Genomic DNA, 19,567 nt, shown 5'->3' on the forward strand with positions numbered 1-19,567 from the left:
CGGGCATGGGAAGCGGCGCGCATTGCACTCCCATCAAACAGCGAGCTCGATTTCGAGTTATGATCGAGCCCCCACCAGGCTCCCTCAAAACTCCCCACCTTCTGAGTGATCGATCATGCAACGACGACACTTTCTCGCCGCCACCGCAGCGGCCAGCCTCGCAACACCCGCTCTCGCCCAAGCGAACTCAGACTCACTCAAAGCGGTCGCGATCGGGCACACCGGACGAGGCGACTTTGGTCATGGACTCGATAGCATCTGGCAACGCTTGCCCGACACCAAACTGGTGGCCATCGCGGATGCCAACCCGGAAGGACTGAAACGAGCCCAACAGCGGCTCAAGGTGGATCGCGGCTATGACGACTACCGCGTGATGCTTGATGAAATTCGTCCCGACATCGTAGCGGTGTGCCCGCGACACGTGGACCAACATCACGACATGGCAATGGCTGCGATCCAGTCCGGTGCCCGCGGCATCTACATCGAGAAACCATTTGTTCCAACACCCGCGGAAGCAGACTCACTCATCACGGCCTGCAAACAACACAACGCGAAAATCGCGATCGCTCATCGGAACCGATACCATCCCACACTGCCGTTTGTACGCGAGCTGATCGAGGGCGGTGAAATCGGGCGTCTTCTCGAAATTCGTGGTCGAGGCAAAAGTGATCCTCGCGGTGGAGTCGAAGACCTCTGGGTCTTGGGAACCCACGTTCTGAACCTGACGCATTATTTGGCCGGTGACCCCGTGTCCTGCTCGGCATCTTTGATGCAAGACGGTCGCTTGGTCGAACCATCTGACATCAGAGAAGGTCGCGAGGGTTTAGGGCTGATGGCAGGCAACGCCGTGCATGCTCGCTATCAAATGAAGAGCGGCATCGTCGCGACGTTTGATTCCATCGCCAATGACGGCACCGAGAACGCAGGGTTCGGGTTGCGACTGATTGGAAGCAAAGGCACGATCGCGATTCACATTGACAAGAGTCCGCTGGCGTACCTGTTGCCCGGCAACCCCTTTCGAACGCCCACCGAACCAGTTGCCTGGATCCCCATCACCGCCGCTGGAATCGGCAAACCCGAACCGCGAAAGGATCTGCGACAAATGGTCGAACACCATGGCTTCCCCGCTCGCGATTTGGTCACCGCGATTCGCGAAGATCGCCAACCGCTTTGCGATGCCAGCCAAGGACGTACGACCGTCGAGATGGTTTGTGCCGTTCTCGAATCACACCGTCAAAACGGAGCCGTGGTGCCGTTTCCATTGAAGCACCGCGACAACCCACTTTCACGTTTTTAGAGAGCTGTTGTAGACGACCTCCCGGTTCCCTTTGTAGCGGAAGGGCGCGAGCCCTCCGGTATCGAGGCACCGGGCGGCTTGCGCCGCTCCGCTAGAAGAAGAATGCTCTTTCGGTACAGTTTTCGAATCAAATGCTGGTCGGGGGTGACATCCACAGCACGGTGGATTCACAGGCATTCAATTCCACTGAGTCACACGCCGCGGGCAACAACACGCTCTCGCCGGTCGCCAGTTTCATTGGGCCATCTTGGTTCGACAGAGTCGCTTCGCCGGAAATCACCGTCAACAAGTGACAACGGTCATCACCGCCAATCGTTTGATCGGTGTCGTGCACCCGTCGCAGAACGAACTTGTCGCACTCGACCAACGTTTCCGTGCCGCTGTGAATCGGTTTTCGAATCGGATCCACCGGGCCTCGTTCGTAGTCCGACACTTCGAGTGACGATTCAATATGCAGCGGTCGGGATTTGCCCGATGCATCCACGCGATTCCAATCAAACAACCGAAACGTCGTGTTGCTGGATTGTTGAATCTCAGCGACGACCAACCCACCGCCCAATGCGTGCACGGTTCCCGCGGGAATGAAGACACAGTCTCCCACTTCGGGATGATAGGAGTGCAGCGCACGATCGGTTTCGCCGGCCAACATCATCTCTCGCAAGGATTCGCGATCGACGCCTTCCTTCAATCCTGAATAGATCACGCTGTCAGGTTCACTGTGCAGGATCACCCAAGCCTCGGTCTTGCCCAGATCCGGCGGTTGCATCGTTGCACCGTAGGCATCGTCCGGGTGAACTTGCACCGACAACACACGGTTGCAATCCAGAAACTTCAGAAGCAACGGAAACGTCTTTGCATCTGGGTTGGCCGCCACCCAGTCATTGCCCATCAACCACTGGCGACGGTTGGCAAACAGTTCGCCCAACGATTGCCCCGCCAGTTCGCCACTGGTGACGACACTTTGGTCTTCGCCGTGATCGACGATCTCCCAGCTCTCGGCGTAGTCGTCCGCGTCACCGATCGGCTTGTGAAGCATTTCGCCCAATCGGCGTCCGCCCCAAATCGTCTGTTTGAGCAGCGGGCAAAAACGCAGTGGTGTCGAAGTCATGAAAATGTCCGTTTGTTTCCGGCAAAGTGTGTCGTAAGCAAGAGCCTAATTCTATTTTCTACGCCTTCGTTCATTTCACTGACTCGATCGCCAACGCCCATGCGTTAGTACATGCTGGAGAACGATCCCAATAGCATGTAATCCAGTCCAGCCTCATTGAGAGCGGCGATGATTCTCGAAACCGATTGTTGAAGATTCACTGCTCCGACAAGGTCCTATTCTGCATGCGACGCATCAACTCGATCCGCTCGAACAACAAACGCTTGACCGTCGCTTCATCGGCAAGTGGATCACGCTCTCGAATGCCGTCTTCCACCACGCGGATCGCCAGTTCCGAATGTTCCAATCCCACTAGCACGCGTTGCTCTCGCGACGTGTTGACCGCCTGAGCCACGCGGGATCGCAACGGATCGAAAGGTGAGGAAGAACTCATACTCTTCGCTATTGAAAACTGATTTTGACCAGATGAACTGGTGACCGAAAAACCGTCACTCAATTGTACCCGAATGCTCGCAAAAAAAGCCGGCCGGTTTCACGAGGTTCTGAACGATGTCACCGGAGCGGATCAGTCACCTTTTCGGACCGAGCCTTCGGCAAGCGATACCACTCGAGCCCAATGAAAGTTGGATGTTTGACGACCAACCATCGCACCAAAAACAGATTGCACGCAATCCAACCCGCCGTTACCGAAAACGTGATCCAGAAATCAGATTCCGTCCAGTTCCCAATCCAAGCAATCGCTGCCAACACCGCCCATGCGAGATAAAACGCCGTCCAAGCGATGCGACGGCGGAGAAGACTCCAGTGGCGAGCCATCGACATCCACGTTGGGATCAGCACCACGAACCAGCCAAGAAACGCGGAGCCGAGCCCACCCATCAAAATGATCAGGAAGACAAACCCCGTCCCAAAGAGTCCGACGATTCGTACGAATATCACCTGCTGCTGCAAGCGTGCGACCGCGATGTAAATTGCCACCGCTGCGGTCAAGAGCATGAGATCCGCGACGGAAACTCTTGCCGGGCTAATCGGCTCGTTGGAAACACGATCGCGAAGCCGCACCCGAAAGTATTTTGCGATGCCGACCCAGAACATAGTGGCGATCAGGGAAAGGGAGACCGCGAACAAAGTGCCTGAGACGACCGCATAATCGTTCTCCCAAGCGTCCAACGGTGAGGTCCCGTCAACAAGCCACTCGAACAAATTGTGCACAATGATCAACACCATTGCGCACCCAAACGCCGTAGCAAAAGTCCGCAGGACATTCCGCCAAATCTGCCCGGGGCAAAGCACGCATTGAATCGCCGACCAAGTCACAAACCAAGCCAGGCCCGCGGACATCAGCAGCAGCGAGACCAAATCGGGCCCGCTACTATGATTGTATGATTGAACGACTGTACCAATCGCGATTACAACCCAGCACACCCACTGCAATCGAGTAATACGTTGGGTTGGCGTCATTTGGTCCTCGGGGTGAGTGATCCTGACCATTATAAGCCAGGGTTCATTCACCTGCTGCTTGACCGTTTCCGCTTGGAATCACGCTCTGGCAGAAGTCACGGTGGGGACCACCGTGCTACAGGAATGCGGATGAGGGCCCTCCGGATTCTCACCGGGCGGCTCGCGCCACTCCGCTAAGATAAACGGAACTCGAGATCACTCGTATTCGCGGACTTGGCGTGCGATCGCGGCGGCCAGTGCGTCGCGGACGCTTTCGATCGTGATCCGGTCAAAGATCTGCTGGAAGAATCCACTGACGATCATGCGAGTGGCTTCCTTCTGAGTGAAGCCTCGGCAACGGGCGTAGAAGATTTGCTCTTCGTCGACCTTCGCCGTTGTGCTGCCGTGGGTGCAACGCACGTCATCGGCTTCGATTTCCAGTCCAGGAATCGAGTCGGCTCGCGAATGATTGGACAGCACCAAGTTGTCGTTGCGTTGGTAACCGTCGGTCTTTTGAGCGACTTTGTCGACCTTGATCATCCCACGCCACACGGTGCGGCTCTTGTCCTGTTGAGCGGACTTGTACAAGAAGTCGCTGTGGCAGTTCGGCGCCCGGTGGTACTGCTGGGTGTGATAAGCCAGATGCTGACGGCCTTCCGTGAACATCACACCGTTGACTTGGCAATTGGCACCCTCGCCCACCATGTCGACCGATTGGTTGACCTTGGACAGGCCCGACCCCATCGCGGCGATGGTCCACTGAAGCTGCGAATCGCGATCGATCGTGGCTTGTTGGTGCGCGAAGTGATACGTCTTGTGCCCCCATTCTTGGACGTTGACGTACCGCAGATGCGAACCGGGTTTTTGGATCAGCTCGACCGCACCCATGTGCAAACCGGCCGCTTCTGGATTGGCACTGTTGCACTCGTGAAGAACGGTCGCTTCCGCTCCGTCTTCCAACACGATCAATGTGTGAGCCGTGTCGGTTCCGCCGTCGCTCAGCGTCGAACCGAGGTAGATCGGTTTTTCGATCACGACGCCACGGGGCACGTACAGAAATTGACCACCGGACCAGAACGCAGCATGCAGTGCGGCGAACTTGTCGTAGTCAGGATCCACGACCGTGTAGAGGAACGGGCGAACCTTGTCCGGTTGTTCGCGGCACAGACGTTCCAAGCTGCCGAAGATCACACCTTTGGCGGCGAGTTCTTCGTCCAGCGATTCGGAAATCACTTGGCTGTCGTAAGTTTCCAAAACTCCGCCGGGTTCCACCCCATCACGAAGTTGGTGAACGGCGGGGACATCGCCTGCGGTCGCTTCGACGGGCGGAGCGAACTTTTTGATTTGGAAGGTTCGAATGTCCGTGCGAATCCATTCTTCGCTACGACGAGCGGGCCAGTCCATCGCATCGGCATGCGAGAAGGATTCCCGTCGCAGGTCGGTCAACCATTGTGGTTCATCTTTCCGCGATGCGAGAAAGGCTTCGAAGCCAGCGGCATCGAACGTGAGGGTTGAGGTGGTGGTCATGGAGAAAAAATGAAAAGGGTGTTTTGCGGTGTTTAGTGAATGGAAGGTCGCTCGGAAAAGCCGTTGAGAAAGACTCTGGTGTCAATCAACCTCGTTCTTTGCGAACTCGGCGGGGACCGCCGAGCTACATGTTGTGGTGGGCAACAGATCGTCTTGGCGGAGCGGCGCAAGTCGCCCGGTGCGTCACCGGAGGGCTCGCGCCTTTCCGCTATCAATGCGCCGTTTTCAAGTGCGACCAAGTAGAGTCGCGAGCGGCGAGTGTTTGCAGGTCGGGGATGAATTAGCCGACGCTGCCTTCCATTTGCAGTTGGATCAATCGGTTCATTTCGACGGCGTATTCCATCGGCAACTCTTTGACGAGCGGTTCGATGAAACCGTTGACGATCATCGTGCTGGCTTCTGATTCGGTCAGACCACGGCTGAGCAGATAGAACATTTGCTCTTCGCCGATTCGCGAAACGCTGGCTTCGTGACCGATCTGGACGTCTTGTTCCGCGATCTCGATGTAGGGGTACGTGTCGCTGCGGCTTTCGGGGTCCAGGATCAACGCATCACAGACAACATTGTTCTTGCTGTTGTGAGCCCCCGGTTCAACGCGAACCAAACCACGGTAGCTGCTGCGACCGCCGTTTTTGCTGATCGACTTGCTGATGATTTGGCCCGTTGTGTTCGGAGCCGCGTGCACCAGCTTCGCACCAGCATCTTGGTGTTGACCAGCGGACGAGAACGCGATCGAAAGGATCTCGCCACGAGCACCGGGTTCCATCATGTGAACGGCGGGGTACTTCATCGTCAGCTTGCTGCCGAGGTTCCCGTCGACCCACTCCATCGTCGCATCCTGATAGGCGTAGGCACGCTTTGTCACCAGGTTGTAGATGTTGTTGGCCCAGTTTTGGATCGTCGTGTAACGACAACGAGCGTCCTTCTTGACGATCACTTCCACGACCGCACTGTGCAGCGATTCGGTTGTGTACATCGGAGCGGTGCAGCCCTCGACGTAGTGAATGCTGGCACCTTCGTCGACGATAATCAACGTTCGTTCGAACTGGCCCATGCTCTCCGCGTTGATACGGAAGTACGCCTGCAATGGGAATTCGATCTGCACGCCGGGTGGCACATAGATGAACGAACCGCCGGACCAAACCGCGCTGTTGAGAGCCGCGAATTTATTGTCAGTCGGCGGGATGACTTTGCCGAAGTACTCACGTAGCAATTCAGGGTGTTCGCGAACCGCGGTGTCGGTGTCGGTGAACAACACGCCTTGCTTGGCGAGGTCTTCCTGCAGCGATCCGTAGACCACTTCGCTTTCGAATTGAGCCTTCACGCCGGCCAAGAATTTCTTCTCGGCTTCGGGAATGCCCAGCTTGTCGAACGTGTCTTTGATTTCTTGAGGAACATCGTCCCAAGACTTCTCGGACTGGCCGGTTGGTTTGAGGTAGTAGTAGATGTCTTGGAAATCCAAATCCAGCGCGCCACCCCATTTGGGCATCGGTCGCGATTCAAACTCGGCCAGTGACTTCAAGCGGAATTCCCGCATCCAGTCTGGCTCGTTCTTGATGTCTGAAATTTGATTGACGACCTCCGCAGTCAGGCCCTTTTGGGCTTTGAAGACACCGGTGGTTTCGGTGCGGAAGTTGTACTTATTGATTTCGCCGATTTGGTCGTTTTCAGTGACGTCGGTCGCCATAGGTAAAGCTCAGTAGGCGTGGTGTGGAGTCTGTTTCGGTAGGAATCGTCGCTGTCGATCAGACGGCGGTTTCTTCAGCCAACATTTCTTGGTTAGCAGCTTCGGCCTCGGGGTACGACTTGCGGATTCGGTCATAACCATGCTCGTGCAATTCCACGGCCAATTCTTTGCCGCCGGTTTCAACCAAACGGCCACCGAGCATCACGTGTGTGAACTCGGGCGGGTTGTGCACCAACAATTTGTCGTGGTGCGTGATGATCAACAGACCCATTTTTTCGCGGCCGATGTCAGCGATCGATTCGCTGGCCAAACGCACAGCGTCGGCGTCCAACCCAGAGTCGGTCTCATCGAGAACCGCGAATTTAGGTTGCAGCATGGCGAGTTGAAGGATCTCAGCTCGCTTCATTTCACCGCCGGAGAAACCGTCGTTGACGTAGCGGCGTGCGAACTCAACATCCATACGCAGGTGAGCCATCTTCTCTTTCAGTTCCTTGCGGAATTCCCGCATCGGAATCAGCTCTTCGCCTTCTTTGCGATCCGGGTTGCGAACGTTGGTCGTTGCGTGACGAAGGAAGTCGGCCATCTTCACGCCGGGAATTGCCATCGGACGTTGGAACGCCATGAAGATTCCGGTGCGAGCACGTTCATCGGGTGCCATCGCAAGGACGTCTTCGCCGTCCAACGTGATGCTGCCTTCGGTGACCGTATAGCCGGGGTGACCCATGATCGCCAAACCGAGCGTGCTTTTGCCGCTTCCGTTGGGTCCCATCAGGGCGTGTGTTTCGCCGTGTTTGATCGTCAGGTTGACCCCACGCAGAATCGGTTTGTCGCCGACGGAAACGTGCAGATTTTCGATTTTCAGGATGTGATTCATGGCAAGACAAGCCTTCAAGAGATAACAGTTGGTCGTATAGCGAAATCGGTGAGTCTGGTTCTCTCAGCCCGATTCGGAATTGGAGGGTGAATTGGGTTCGTTGTCGGATTTGGTTGAAAACTGGCAACACGAGTCGCCGTCCATCCGGCAGCTGCTCAGATGGACGTCTTCGCCCAAGGCTTCAGACAACATTTGTTCTTCGAGTCGGCACATCGACCGGTCGCCCGCCGCGGCGGTCAAACTTGGATAAGGACATGCCTCGATGTCCAAAACCGGCAGGACACCGTCTTGTTGAGAAGCCGGCTCGATCAGCGAGGCCGAAATCTCCTTCGTTTGCAGCATTGCCGTCAATCGCTGCATCCGTTCTTGGAACGAATCTTGGTCCGCACCAATCTGCTGACACGAACACGGCGGCTTCTTTTCGTCGTGAACCGCAACGCCATCAGCATCGCCTCGCAACGCCGCGGCAAATTGACGCCCCAGTCGAGACGCGATCGCGGTAATCAATTGTTCGCGAACATCACCGTCAGCCATCGCGACGATCTCCGCCCACATGGCCTCAGCCAATTCGGTCGCGTCCGCACCCGCGCGGCGATACCCCGCGGGCGTCAAAACGTAGTGGTAAGTCGGCCGACCACGACCAGCGACGACTTTCTCTCGAGCGATCAACCCAACCTCGAGCAACCGTTCGACACGCTGCCGAACCGCCGTCGCGGTCACGCCCAATTGTTCCGTCAAATCACCAATCGACTTCGGCTTTCCACTGCGAAGACAAAGCAACAACTCGCGATCCACGCTCCGAACCGCTGCTGCAATCACCGCCGGTTGCGATCGCGAAGTAACCACCGAAATGGGGCCTTCGGTCGACGTGTTGGTGGTCGATTCAGAAGTGGAAGGAGATGTTGCCATACCTCCAGTATTCCAATCCTTTGATTTTTGACAACCGTTCTTGTCAAAAATACATAGAGAACCCCCTCACGGGAAATTCGCCGTCTCGCTAGGATCTGGGCGGTTTGTGGGCAATTCTGTCTTCCGAACCGATTGGTGGGGCCGAAAGCGGCCTCCAATTTTTCTTCGACACCCCCAGATGAGTGGATTTTTTGATGAAAGCCGTCGCGGTCAAGCCGGGAACTCCCAACAGTGTTCACATGCAAGAGATCGCTCGTCCGTCGGTTGACCAAGTCGCCGACGGCCTGGGTGTGCTGGTCAAAGTCTTGAAGGTTGGCGTCGACGCGACCGACCGCGAAATCAACGACGCATTGTATGGCAACGCTCCTGACGGAGACGATTATTTGGTCATCGGCCACGAATGCTTTGGCATCGTCGAAGCCGTCGGAGAGAACGTCAAACGAGTCAAACCCGGCGACTACGTGACCGCCACCGTCCGCCGTCCTGGTAGCTCGATCTATGACTTGATCGGCACCAACGACATGACCAGCGAAGAAACCTACTACGAACGCGGCATCAACCTGCGTCACGGTTTCTTGACCGAGTACTTCGTCGACGAAGAAGAATACATCGTTCGCGTGCCACAAGGTTTGCAACACCTGCACGTGTTGCAAGAACCAATGAGCTGCGCGGCCAAAGCGGTTCACCAAGCCTACCAAGCTCAACGCCGGATGAAGGTTTGGAATCCTAAGGTTGCTTACGTCTTGGGTGCCGGACAAATCGGTTTGTTGACCACGTTGGTGTTGAAGCTTCGCGGACTCGAGGTCTTCACGCTCGCACGCGGTGAAGCTCCCAACCTGAAAGCTGAAATCGTTGAAGGAATGGAATCGACCTACGTCAGCACCTCGCAAACTTCGATGACGGAATTGGTCGCCAAGACCGGTCGCCCTGATTTGATTGTCGATGCAACCGGCTTCAGCCCGCTGGCATTCGAAGCGATGGAACACATCGGTCACAACGGCGTCGTGGTTTGGACCGGCATCACCGGTGGCGAACGCAAGACCGAAGTTCCTTCGGACAAGATCAACTTGGAATGGGTGCTCGGCAACAAGCTCTTGCTCGGCAGCGTCAACGCCAACCGCGGCCACTTCGAGATGGGAATCCGTGACCTCGCACTCGGTGACATGATGTTCCCCGGTGTGCTGGAAAAAATCCTGACCAACCCGGTTGATGGCCTCGACAACTACAAAGAGATGATGCGTTTGTTGGTCGAAGACAAAGATGCCTTGAAGGTGTTCGTCAATGTCGCAACCGCGTGAACGATTGCCGCTCAGTGAGATCGACTCGGTTCGCCGAGTCGTCTTGTGCTACCCCGCCCTGCCGCGACACATCGAACAACTCGAAACAACGCTCGCGGAATTGAAAGCGGACCCGAACTGCCAACTCAACCACAACGTCGAAGTCGTGGATGCGGGTCAGGAACGCATCGACGAATTGCTTCCCACGGCAGACATTTTCATCGGGCACGCGAAGGTTCCCGTCGACTGGGATCGCGTCTTGGCGGCCGGACGTTTGGGTTGGATCCAATCCAGCGCCGCTGGGCTGGATCACTGCCTCGTTCCCGGCGTGATCGCGAATCCGGACATCATGGTCAGCAGTGCCTCGGGACTGTTTGCACCTCAAGTCGCCGAGCAAACATTCGCGTTATTGTTCGGCGTTTTGCGACGCATTGGGCTGTTTGAACGAGCCCGTCCCAGACGTGAATTCGTTCGTCTTCCCACCGACGATCTCCGCGGAAAGACCGTCGGCATTGTCGGTCTGGGCGGCAACGGGCGAGCCATCGCGGCCAAGCTGGCACCATGGGATGTTCGTCTCATCGCGACGGATTTTTATCCGGAAGACTGCCCGCCTGAAGTCGAATCGCTTTGGCCAGCCGATCGCGTCAACGATCTGTTCGCGGCCAGCGACATTGTGATCCTGACGCTGCCGTTGAACTCATCGACTCGCAAGTGGATCGGCCCCGAACAGATCGCCGCGATGAAACCGGGCGGCTACTTGATCAACGTCGCTCGCGGACAGGTGCTCGACGAAGAAGCCTTGGTCGATGCTTTGCAAAGCGGTCACTTGGCGGGCGCCGGCGTCGATGTGACGTACACCGAACCGTTGCCCGAAGACAGCCCGCTGTGGGACGATCCCAATGTGTTGATCACACCGCACGTCGGCGCACAATCCGCTCGCCGAGTCGATGACTCAAACGATTTGGCGTGCGTCAATCTTCGACGTTACTTCCACGGTGAAACGATCATCAACCGAGTCGACAAGACACTCGGATTCCCTCACCCGAACGATTCGCACGCAGCCTGGGTTCAATCAAGATCATGAGCAGTTGGCGAGAGACTCTTCCTGGCGATGCGATCCTGTTCCAAGGCGACCACGCGGAGGGTCCCTTGCTGATGCCGCCGACGCATCAGGAATCGTTTGTTGAAGAATTCAATCGCACCTATCGGTCCATCAATCTGTCGATCACGGTTCGAAAACCGGACCCGAACGATGACTCAACCGATGCGAAGTCGACCTTGCAAATCCAGCAGGCTCAATCGAGCCAGCAATGATCAGACGGGAGCAGCCATTCGACTTCCCAGTAGCCGGGTTCGCCAGAATTCGATTGTGTCACGGCGAGAGTCGCTGCATCACCCATTCGCTTGAGTCGGCGTTGTCACGTTTGTAAACCAAACGATCATGCAACCGGCTCGGTCGTCCTTGCCAAAACTCAAAGCTCATCGGCGTCACCGCATAGCCGCCCCAGTTCTCAGGCAATGGGATCTGGGTGCCTTCGGGATAGCGAGCTTTCAATTGTTCCAGCGATGACTCCATCGCTTCGCGGGAGTCGATGACCGAAGACTGCTGACTGACGTGAGCTCCCAGTTGGCTGTCACGAGGTCGCGAATGAAAGTACGTTTCCGACATTTCACGCGAGACCTTGTCCACCGTTCCCTGGATGCGGACTTGGCGTTGGCAATGCGGCCAAAACAAGCACAGCGAAACCCGCGGGTTGGCTCGCATCTGCGATCCTTTGGTCGAATCGTAGTTCGTATAGAAGAGGAACTTTTTCTCTTCGACTCCCTTCAAAAGAACGATTCGGCTGGTGATATCGCCGCTGGGACCGCTCGTCGACAACGTCATCGCATTGGGTTCAAACCAGTTGGGAACGTCCTCCAAGGCTTCTTCGAACCAGGATTGGAACTGAACCAAAGGGTCAGATTTCGCGTCGTTTTCATGGAGTCCTCCCAAGGAGTAGTTCTTTCGCATTTGACCCATGGCGGGTGGGATAAAATCGCTCATAGCTGTTTGAGACCGGAAATCAGGGGCTTTTAGAGAACTCGGGAGGCCGCGAAATCGCGTTTGGCGCGCCGCTTGCCTATCTACTCAGCAGTCTTCACGGGTGACTGTCTTTTTGGCAACCACCCTCGTCTCCGTCCATTTGGAAATCACATGCAAAACGTTCAAGCGGGTAATTTGCTGGTCAGCTCGACATTGGTCGATGGCACGGTGCTGAACCAAGCGGTTTGCCTGATGGTCCACGAAGACTCCGAACACGCCATTGGATTGATGCTCAACCGCCCCATGCAAGCCATGGCGGGTGCGATCACCATCCAAGGGAATCCGCAAGAAACGCCGAAAATCCCTCGCTGGAACGCGGAAGATTTGGACGAGACATCCGAAGCCGATGGCACCATCGATCAATCATCCGATTCGACAGATTCCCCAGTTTCGGGCGTTCCATCGGTCGTGATTTCAGGCGATCAGAAGGACCAATTGGCCCAGCAACTTCTCTCAGGAAAGCTTGCAAACGGTTCCTCACTGCACTTTGGTGGACCACTGTCGGGACCAATTGTGGCCGTTCATTCGAACCGCGAATTGGCGGAAGCCGAAACCGGCGAAGGCATCTTTGTCGCCGCTCAACGCGAAAATTTGGAAGCGTTGATGAAGTCCAGCGACCTTCCCTACCGGTTGATCATCGGCCATTTGGGTTGGACCGCCGAACAGCTTGAAAATGAGATTGAAGAGGGGATTTGGCACCGAATTCCAGCCACTTCCGATCTGTTAAAGTCAGATGACGCGATGATGTGGCCCCGTATGATCCGTCGTGCGACGGCAAATTCAGTCGCTCGTTGGCTGGATACGACTGACGTTCCTGGATCGGCCGAGTTAAACTGACCGTATGAACCGACCTCGAACAGACCATTCCGACGATACAGAAAAGCCGTTTCGCATCCAGAAACGACGCTTGGGCCGCATCAAAGTCATCAAGCCCGAAGGCGAATACGGCTTCATCGACTCGGACGATTTCCGCGAAGACGTCTTCTTCCACTTCAAAGCGTGGGAAGCCTACAACGGCGAAACCTTCGACATCGATTCCTATGTCGAATTCGAATTGGACGATGACCAATTCGATGAAAAGAAACGTCTGCGTGCAAAAGTGTTCCGTCCCACCGACCGTCCCGATGGCAAAAAGCTATCGGCCCGCGACGCGACCTTTGATCTGGTTTACCACCATCCCAAAGCCCGACGTCGACGCCCAAGTTGGCGCGACAACCAGTCCTGATCAGCGACGAAAGAGTTCGCTGGTCACGATGGATTCAATCAGCCGAGCGGTCGGGTAGTCCTCGGCCTTCAGCGGCATCAGGATCGCATCAACCGCTGGACGGTCGGTCGGTTCCATTCGTCGACCAAGTGCATGCGTTAGCAACCGTTCAGTGACGGTCCGAGCGATGAAATCCTTCCGCTCGACCAGTTGCTGCTTCAATCCCTCGGGACCATCAAATTTGGCACCACCGGGAAGTTCGCCGGACGTAAAGATCGGTCGCTTTGATTTGATGTTGTAGACCTTCCGCGACTGACCAATCGCGTCGAAGCCTTCCATCGCGAAACCAAGCGGATCGATCTTTCGGTGACACTGAAAGCAAGTCGCATCCTCACGATGTTTCAACAACTGATCGCGGATCGTTTTCGCACCTCGCGTATCAGGCTCGATCGCCGGCACGTCATCTGGTGGCGGCGGCGTGGGAGTGCCGAGAACATTTTCCAGCAACCAAACCCCGCGAGTCACGGGCGACGTTTCGATGCCATTGGCAGAGACCGTCAAAATGCTGGCCTGGCCCAACAAACCACCGCGGCCAAGCTTCCTTTGAACAGGCGACTGTGCGAAATCGAAGCGTCGAAATTCAGAGGCTTTGTCCGGCGGGAAGTGTTCATCGACTCCGTAAAGCTTGGCCAAATCGCGATTGAGGAAGGAATGCGAAGCGGTCAATAATTCGTTCAGCGAAGCATCTCGATCGATCAGGTCTCGAAAGAACATTCGAGTTTCCGTTTTCATATCGACTTGCAAATCGCCGGAATAGAAAGCGGCAAACTCCCTTGGATCCGGCGGCATCGATCCGAGCGAACGAAGATCCAACCAGTTGTCGAGAAAGTCGGCCACAAACTCATCGGACTTCTCTGAGGCGAGCAGTCGTCGGGTTTGTTGCCGCAGAGTTTCGGGATCATTGAGCTTTCCCTTATCAGCCAATTGACGCAGTGTGTCATCGGGCATGCTCGACGTCAGGAAGTACGACAAACGCTCTGCCAATGCATGGTCTGAAAGCTGTCCGTCTTCCGTCGTTGATGTTTGGAAATACAAGAACGAAGGGCTGCAAAGAATCGCTTTGGCGGTGTCGCCATAGGCCTGATGCGACGAGCGTCCAAATGCTTTTCGTGAATCGAAAAACGCAACCAAGCCTTCAACCTCGGTTTCAGTAACCGGACGCCGGTAGGCTTTCGATGCAAATCGTTCGATCCGATCCCGCACTTCCGAATCGGTCCAATGTTCTTCGCCGGTCACGCTGCCGCCGAATAAAGCCTGCTGACTCTTGGTAGGCCATTTCACATCAAGCGGCCCGCGAACCTTCACTTCATCAATTCGCAAGTGGGGAAGTGTCCCCTCACTGATGATGGCGATGCGTTGTTCAAAGATTCCCCGTGTATCGCGAATTTCTTGAGGAAGCAAATTGAAATGCATTCGGTAGATACGGGCGAACGATCCACGGACATCATGCATTCCGTTTTCAAACGTGAATCGCGGAACGAACCCTTGATCCAGCGGGACCTCAAATCGAATCCACTCGAACTCATCATCCGAAACGACTGACTCAGCCAGCAAGGGTTGGATTGGTTGCCGGTGCGGCATGTCACCGATCCGCGAATCACCGGGTCGGATTCCCAACCGGAACGGTTCTTCCAAGTCGATTTTGACCGCTCGTTCGCTGTACTTTGTATCTCGATGCATCGCTTTGGCATGCACCCAGACCTCATAAACACCATCGACCGGAACGCCTCCAGCAAACGCTTCGATGTGACCGTATCCGCCCTCGGTTTTGTCGTTGAATGGATGATCGTACAGACACAGATATCGATTGAGAAACGCGCGAGCGTGGGCCGTCCGTAATTCCGCTTGTTGCGGGAACTTGCGATGGAATCTCCATTCCTGATTGCTGGGTCGCTCGCTTGGACCGACGGCTTTGGCGACACACTGTTCGGCCGCATCGAGGTAGCGTTCCAACAAATGCCCGGACATGACCAACGTGTCACCAACATTGTCAAAGTGTTCCGACAAATTGTCCGCCGGAAACTCGTGCGTCGGATCAAACATGGTCATGTCTATCTTCAACAGATCAGAAACCGTTTCTCGATATTCGCGACGGGAGAGTCGTCGCAACACGGTGCGACCGTTGGTGCTGCTTGATTCCTGACGCATTCGAGTCAATTGCTGAGTCAACGCGTCGATCGCGGCCAAGCGATCTTGCTCGGACGGTTGGTCGCCATCTTCTGGCGGCATCGATCGAAGCGTCAACTGATCGATCGCTTCCTGCAACGCCAGCTGCGTGTCCCAATGCGAATCGCCCAAATTGAGTGACTCGAAGTCTCGCTCACCCGCCGGATCGTCAGCGGTATGACAATCGATGCAATAGTTCTCGAGAAACCCAACCGGATCGATCAGCTGAGCTTCCTTCGCCAGCCCGGCAACACACGGTTGCAACAAAACGCAGACGACCAATAGCCGAAACACATGCGACGACAGCATCACGCCCAACCTCTCAACGTTCCGGTGCTGGTCGCGAAAGCATCGGTTTCGACTCCGAAGTCTTGCAGCATGGAGACGAACAAATTGGTCAAAGGCGGACGGTCTCTTGCTCTCTCATCAAACGCCAGCAATCGCCCGCTTTTGCCACCACCGCCGGCGACGACCAGTGGCAAATTGGAATTGGTGTGAGAATTCGCGTTGCCCATTCCGCTTCCAAACAACACCGAAGTCTGATCGAGCAACGGCCCGTACTCATCATGGGTGCTCGCCAGTTTATTGACGAAGCGAGTGAACTGTTCGACTTGGTAACGTTCGATCGCGACCAGTTTATTGATGTTCTCTTGGCGTTGCCCGTGATGCGACAAAGCGTGGTAGCCACCTTTGATACCCAGATCATTTGGATTGAAGTCACCACCAATTTCGAGCGTCGCGATTCGTGTCGAGTCAGTCTGCAACGCCAGCACAATCAAGTCGTACAGCAACGGCAAGTCTTCGACGAGATTGCGATTCTTCGGAGAATCAAACGGAGCTTCGGGCTTCGGCACGTCGATCCAATTTCTACGCAAAGCCAACCGTTCCTCCACATCACGAACCGAAGTCAGGTACTCGTCCAACTTGTGGCGGTCCTGTTGGTTCAGTCGTTTCTTGAGGTCGTTCGCGTTCCAATGCACCAAATCCAAAATCGAGTTCTTCAGTCCGATGCGTTCCGCAGCGGCTTGTTTCTTTTTTGGATCGGTCCCCACAAACAATGTTTCAAACAACTGCTGTGGTCCAGGAATCGGTGGCACCCGCGTTCCACTTCGCGTCCAAGAAAGCTGACATCCGCCATGGATTCCAGTTTCGCTTCCGATCGTCAGCGTCGGAAACCTGGTTTGCCCGGAGACCGACTGGGCCGCGAACTGGTCAAGCGTGATGTTGGCCATTGGCATCGTGTGCGCGTCGACTTGACGAACACCGGACAAGAACGCATGAATCGCAAAGTGGCCGCCTTTGAGTCCATGATCGAGCCCGGAGATGACGGTCAGTTGCTCTTCAATCTCAGCGAGCGATTGGCTGGATTCGCCGAACCGCATCTGATGATGTTCGACCAAACCTTGACTGACTTGTGTGGTAGACGCTGAATCAGGTTCGGCTGACTGCTTGGGCCAAAACTCATTCGGATAAAACCCCAACATGTTGCCGATGCAGACCATACGACGTTTCGCTTTGGTCCCCTCCGGTTTGCGTTTGTCGTCTTCCGCAGACGCATCATGGACTGACAAGGATGCAAACGCCGGCAAGCCCACCGAAACACCCGCGGCACGCAAAACATTTCGTCGAGAAAACGAACTCATCGCTCTTTCCAAGGGAGACACATCTCAAAACCGATCGCCCAGTCTACCAGCGATGACGCAAGGCAATGAAAAAACGTGTGGCTCGTATCAATGCTGCTCACTACCGAATCCGCCCCGTCAACCGGGAAGCCAGCCTCTCCCAGTGAGTTGTCGACAGGCAAACAAACGCGGCTGGTTTTACCCTAGCGGATTCGCTTGCATCGCCATAACGATTCGGACAAACTGAACACAACCCAACGGGGGGAGACGCCGCTGAGAACAAGTTCCCTTTCGCTGAGAACAAGTCTCCGTAGAGCCCAAACACTCGACTTGTTCTCACCGACAAACCGGCAAAAACACCCCCAAAATCCATATTCCAGTCGGTCCAACGACTGAGAAACAAGTTATCCGAATGAACGTATGGCGAGAGCGAATGAGACAAACTACGTTGAAGATGACGCCACCGTCATTGTTCGTGCAAACTCAGACGACGCATGGTTGTTCCTACCGGTTTGTTCGCTATTCGTTTCCGGTCTCGGCTACCTCACGATGCTCGGTCCAGAGGGCATCGCAGCCAGTCATCCGAACATGAACTTCAACTACGGACTGATCCCCATCGCGTCAGCGTTTGCAATCGTTTTGCTGTTAGCCAAACTGTACCAACTTGTTTGGCCTACTCGCTACGCAACCCACGTTACTCCAGAACAGATTGCCTTTTACCGATCGTCGCTCGACGAAGCCGAGTATCTTCTTCGACGAGATAGTGTCCAAAGTGTTCGGACCAGAAGACGACGGTGGTTCCACAACCCTGACATGTGTGAACCAATAGAATTTGTTGATCGCTTTGGTGAGGTTACGACGATTCCAGTTTGCTACATTTGGACGGGCAATCGTTCCGAGTTCCTTGGCTTGGTACGCGATCGCTGGGGTCCGACGTTCGTCACAACCAACACTGACGGATAACAATCGGATGCACGACGAGTCGCCGAGTCGTGGTTTTTGAAATGGAAGATCGCTCGCGGCGACCGCGTGATCCGTGTCGTTCCCCGATCAAGAATGCGCGGCTTCATGACTGATGCAATATCTCAACTATGTCTACGACAATTCCGATACACCGGTGATTCACACCGGCCCCGTCGCGGAGCGTGAAGCCGAATATCTGCACAGAGCTTCTACGCACCTTCAGCCGCTTTCTGACGAGGAATACATGACCGGACCGGCGGGCATACTCTCAGGACTTGCCAAGTCGAGCTACGTTCTTGACGGCAGCACGCTTTACTGGTGCGTTGAATGGGAACCCGGCCTGATTATTGTCCAAATGCGTCCCAACCATGAAATGCAATGGGTGGCCTTGCGATCTCCAAGCCCAGACTTTGCAGGACGCGAACCGCTTCCTGTGGACGGAAAGATTGAGGACTATGATCCAGATGAAAACCCGCAGTATGACCTCATTTTTACGCCTTGGGATGCTCAATACGATGCCGAGTACCGGAAATTTGGTTCATTCTTGCCGGCAGATGAAGATGTCCTTCAGCGGTTCTCGGACGCTCTTAGACACGCGAATGAACTTGGGTCTGCCATGCAAAAGCGGTTCTCCAATGACACCTCTAAATGGTATGAAGATTGTCGCAGGAATATCGAAAAATGGGCCGGCAATGGGGTGAGGATCGCAAATTGTGTATAACCATCGCGTGAACCGGATCACGCGAGCCAGCGATTTTTGGAATTGAGAGTCTTTCGCGCGTGCCCGGTTACGCGTGCCGTTATCGCGAATAGTACATAGCGGTTTCTCGCGAACACGATCAACGCATGAGTGTCGAGTGCTTTCGAAACTAGATCCGCATGAGACTTCGGCCCTAGACAAGTGCTCTCCAACAATGCAAGCGTGGGAATTCAAACCGTCAAAGATTCAGTTTGCGGCGACCATTTATGAACTCGGCAATGAAGGCGACGAACTCGATGCCGCCGTCATCCAATTTACCGGTTCCTTTGGACACGGATCCAACGGGAATGGTGACGCCGCATACATGATTGCCATCCGAGATTACATTATTGATTGCGTGCTACCGTGTGCGATTGTTTTCGACCTGCGGGAACTCAACTACGAATGGGGCAACACGATTTGGAGCATGTTCCGCTGTGACGAGCCATTCGCGACGCTTGTCTCCGACAAGTGCAGCGGATTTCAGACGTGTGGCGTTGCGAAACCTATGTTTGACAACTTGGAGGCCGCTCTAGAATATTTGCGTCCACAGGCGATAGAATACCGTAAGTGCCTCCTGGAATGATCGAGGGCACGAGCGATAAACAATC

At 55.2% G+C, this 19,567-nt stretch carries 18 protein-coding genes; 8 read left to right on the forward strand and 10 right to left on the reverse strand.

Features of this window, described 5'->3' with window-relative positions; translation table 11 throughout:
• Positions 1-115: 115 nt before the first annotated feature.
• Complete coding sequence (locus RE6C_RS05810) at positions 116-1,297, forward strand: Gfo/Idh/MocA family protein (RefSeq protein WP_008654719.1); 1,182 nt, start codon at positions 116-118, stop codon at positions 1,295-1,297.
• A gap of 127 nt (positions 1,298-1,424) precedes the next feature.
• Here the strand turns inward: RE6C_RS05810 and RE6C_RS05815 are convergent, their stop codons facing one another.
• From RE6C_RS05815 to RE6C_RS05845, 7 genes are all read right to left on the reverse strand, one after another.
• Positions 1,425-2,405, reverse strand: a complete 981-nt coding sequence (locus RE6C_RS05815) for a type I phosphomannose isomerase catalytic subunit (protein ID WP_008654721.1) — start codon at positions 2,403-2,405, stop codon at positions 1,425-1,427.
• 196 nt (positions 2,406-2,601) lie between these two features.
• Positions 2,602-2,838, reverse strand: a complete 237-nt coding sequence (locus RE6C_RS05820) for a hypothetical protein (RefSeq protein WP_008654723.1) — start codon at positions 2,836-2,838, stop codon at positions 2,602-2,604.
• Positions 2,839-2,957: 119 nt separating this feature from the next.
• On the reverse strand, positions 2,958-3,866 hold the full coding sequence (locus RE6C_RS05825) for a hypothetical protein (protein WP_236617973.1): 909 nt from the start codon (positions 3,864-3,866) through the stop codon (positions 2,958-2,960).
• A gap of 195 nt (positions 3,867-4,061) precedes the next feature.
• Positions 4,062-5,372 carry a Fe-S cluster assembly protein SufD gene (gene sufD / locus RE6C_RS05830; RefSeq protein WP_008654725.1) on the reverse strand — a complete coding sequence of 437 codons (1,311 nt, stop codon included), beginning with the start codon at positions 5,370-5,372 and terminating at the stop codon, positions 4,062-4,064.
• Between the two features lie 280 nt (positions 5,373-5,652).
• Positions 5,653-7,059, reverse strand: coding sequence for a Fe-S cluster assembly protein SufB (sufB, locus tag RE6C_RS05835; protein ID WP_008654727.1), 1,407 nt, complete (start codon positions 7,057-7,059; stop codon positions 5,653-5,655).
• Between the two features lie 58 nt (positions 7,060-7,117).
• The gene (sufC, locus tag RE6C_RS05840) at positions 7,118-7,933 is read right to left on the reverse strand and encodes a Fe-S cluster assembly ATPase SufC (RefSeq protein ID WP_008654728.1); all 816 of its coding nucleotides are present in this window, start codon (positions 7,931-7,933) and stop codon (positions 7,118-7,120) included.
• Between the two features lie 63 nt (positions 7,934-7,996).
• Positions 7,997-8,842, reverse strand: a complete 846-nt coding sequence (locus RE6C_RS05845; protein WP_008654730.1) for a helix-turn-helix transcriptional regulator — start codon at positions 8,840-8,842, stop codon at positions 7,997-7,999.
• Between the two features lie 182 nt (positions 8,843-9,024).
• Here RE6C_RS05845 and RE6C_RS05850 point away from each other — a divergent pair, with 182 nt between their 5' ends.
• From RE6C_RS05850 to RE6C_RS05860, 3 genes are read left to right on the forward strand one after another with little or no spacing between them, the layout of a single operon-like run.
• Positions 9,025-10,140 carry a glucose 1-dehydrogenase gene (locus tag RE6C_RS05850; protein WP_008654731.1) on the forward strand — a complete coding sequence of 372 codons (1,116 nt, stop codon included), beginning with the start codon at positions 9,025-9,027 and terminating at the stop codon, positions 10,138-10,140.
• Complete coding sequence (locus RE6C_RS05855) at positions 10,124-11,203, forward strand: D-2-hydroxyacid dehydrogenase (protein WP_008654732.1); 1,080 nt, start codon at positions 10,124-10,126, stop codon at positions 11,201-11,203. The genes RE6C_RS05850 and RE6C_RS05855 overlap by 17 nt, the downstream gene beginning before the upstream one ends.
• Complete coding sequence (locus tag RE6C_RS05860; RefSeq protein ID WP_007333010.1) at positions 11,200-11,433, forward strand: hypothetical protein; 234 nt, start codon at positions 11,200-11,202, stop codon at positions 11,431-11,433. Before RE6C_RS05855 ends, RE6C_RS05860 begins: the two co-directional genes overlap by 4 nt.
• Before the next feature lie 58 nt (positions 11,434-11,491).
• Here the strand turns inward: RE6C_RS05860 and pdxH are convergent, their stop codons facing one another.
• The gene (pdxH, locus tag RE6C_RS05865) at positions 11,492-12,163 is read right to left on the reverse strand and encodes a pyridoxamine 5'-phosphate oxidase (RefSeq protein WP_008654735.1); all 672 of its coding nucleotides are present in this window, start codon (positions 12,161-12,163) and stop codon (positions 11,492-11,494) included.
• Positions 12,164-12,313: 150 nt separating this feature from the next.
• Between pdxH and RE6C_RS05870 the strand changes: the two genes are divergently transcribed.
• Positions 12,314-13,039, forward strand: a complete 726-nt coding sequence (locus RE6C_RS05870; protein WP_008654736.1) for a YqgE/AlgH family protein — start codon at positions 12,314-12,316, stop codon at positions 13,037-13,039.
• A gap of 4 nt (positions 13,040-13,043) precedes the next feature.
• Complete coding sequence (locus RE6C_RS05875; protein WP_008654737.1) at positions 13,044-13,427, forward strand: cold shock domain-containing protein; 384 nt, start codon at positions 13,044-13,046, stop codon at positions 13,425-13,427.
• On the opposite strand, the gene RE6C_RS05880 is transcribed toward RE6C_RS05875, so the two are convergent.
• Both RE6C_RS05880 and RE6C_RS05885 read right to left on the reverse strand, forming a co-directional pair.
• Positions 13,428-15,941 carry a DUF1592 domain-containing protein gene (locus RE6C_RS05880; protein WP_008654738.1) on the reverse strand — a complete coding sequence of 838 codons (2,514 nt, stop codon included), beginning with the start codon at positions 15,939-15,941 and terminating at the stop codon, positions 13,428-13,430.
• Positions 15,941-17,275 (reverse strand): DUF1552 domain-containing protein, encoded by a 1,335-nt coding sequence (locus RE6C_RS05885; RefSeq protein WP_008654739.1) that lies wholly within the window; start codon positions 17,273-17,275, stop codon positions 15,941-15,943. Before RE6C_RS05885 ends, RE6C_RS05880 begins: the two co-directional genes overlap by 1 nt.
• Before the next feature lie 1,054 nt (positions 17,276-18,329).
• Between RE6C_RS05885 and RE6C_RS05895 the strand changes: the two genes are divergently transcribed.
• Both RE6C_RS05895 and RE6C_RS05900 read left to right on the forward strand, forming a co-directional pair.
• Positions 18,330-18,938 carry a hypothetical protein gene (locus tag RE6C_RS05895; RefSeq protein ID WP_008654741.1) on the forward strand — a complete coding sequence of 203 codons (609 nt, stop codon included), beginning with the start codon at positions 18,330-18,332 and terminating at the stop codon, positions 18,936-18,938.
• A 193-nt stretch (positions 18,939-19,131) separates the two neighbouring features.
• Positions 19,132-19,542 carry a hypothetical protein gene (locus tag RE6C_RS05900; protein ID WP_008654742.1) on the forward strand — a complete coding sequence of 137 codons (411 nt, stop codon included), beginning with the start codon at positions 19,132-19,134 and terminating at the stop codon, positions 19,540-19,542.
• Positions 19,543-19,567 lie beyond the last annotated feature (25 nt).

The organism is Rhodopirellula europaea 6C, assembly GCF_000338295.1.
Lineage (GTDB): Bacteria > Planctomycetota > Planctomycetia > Pirellulales > Pirellulaceae > Rhodopirellula > Rhodopirellula europaea.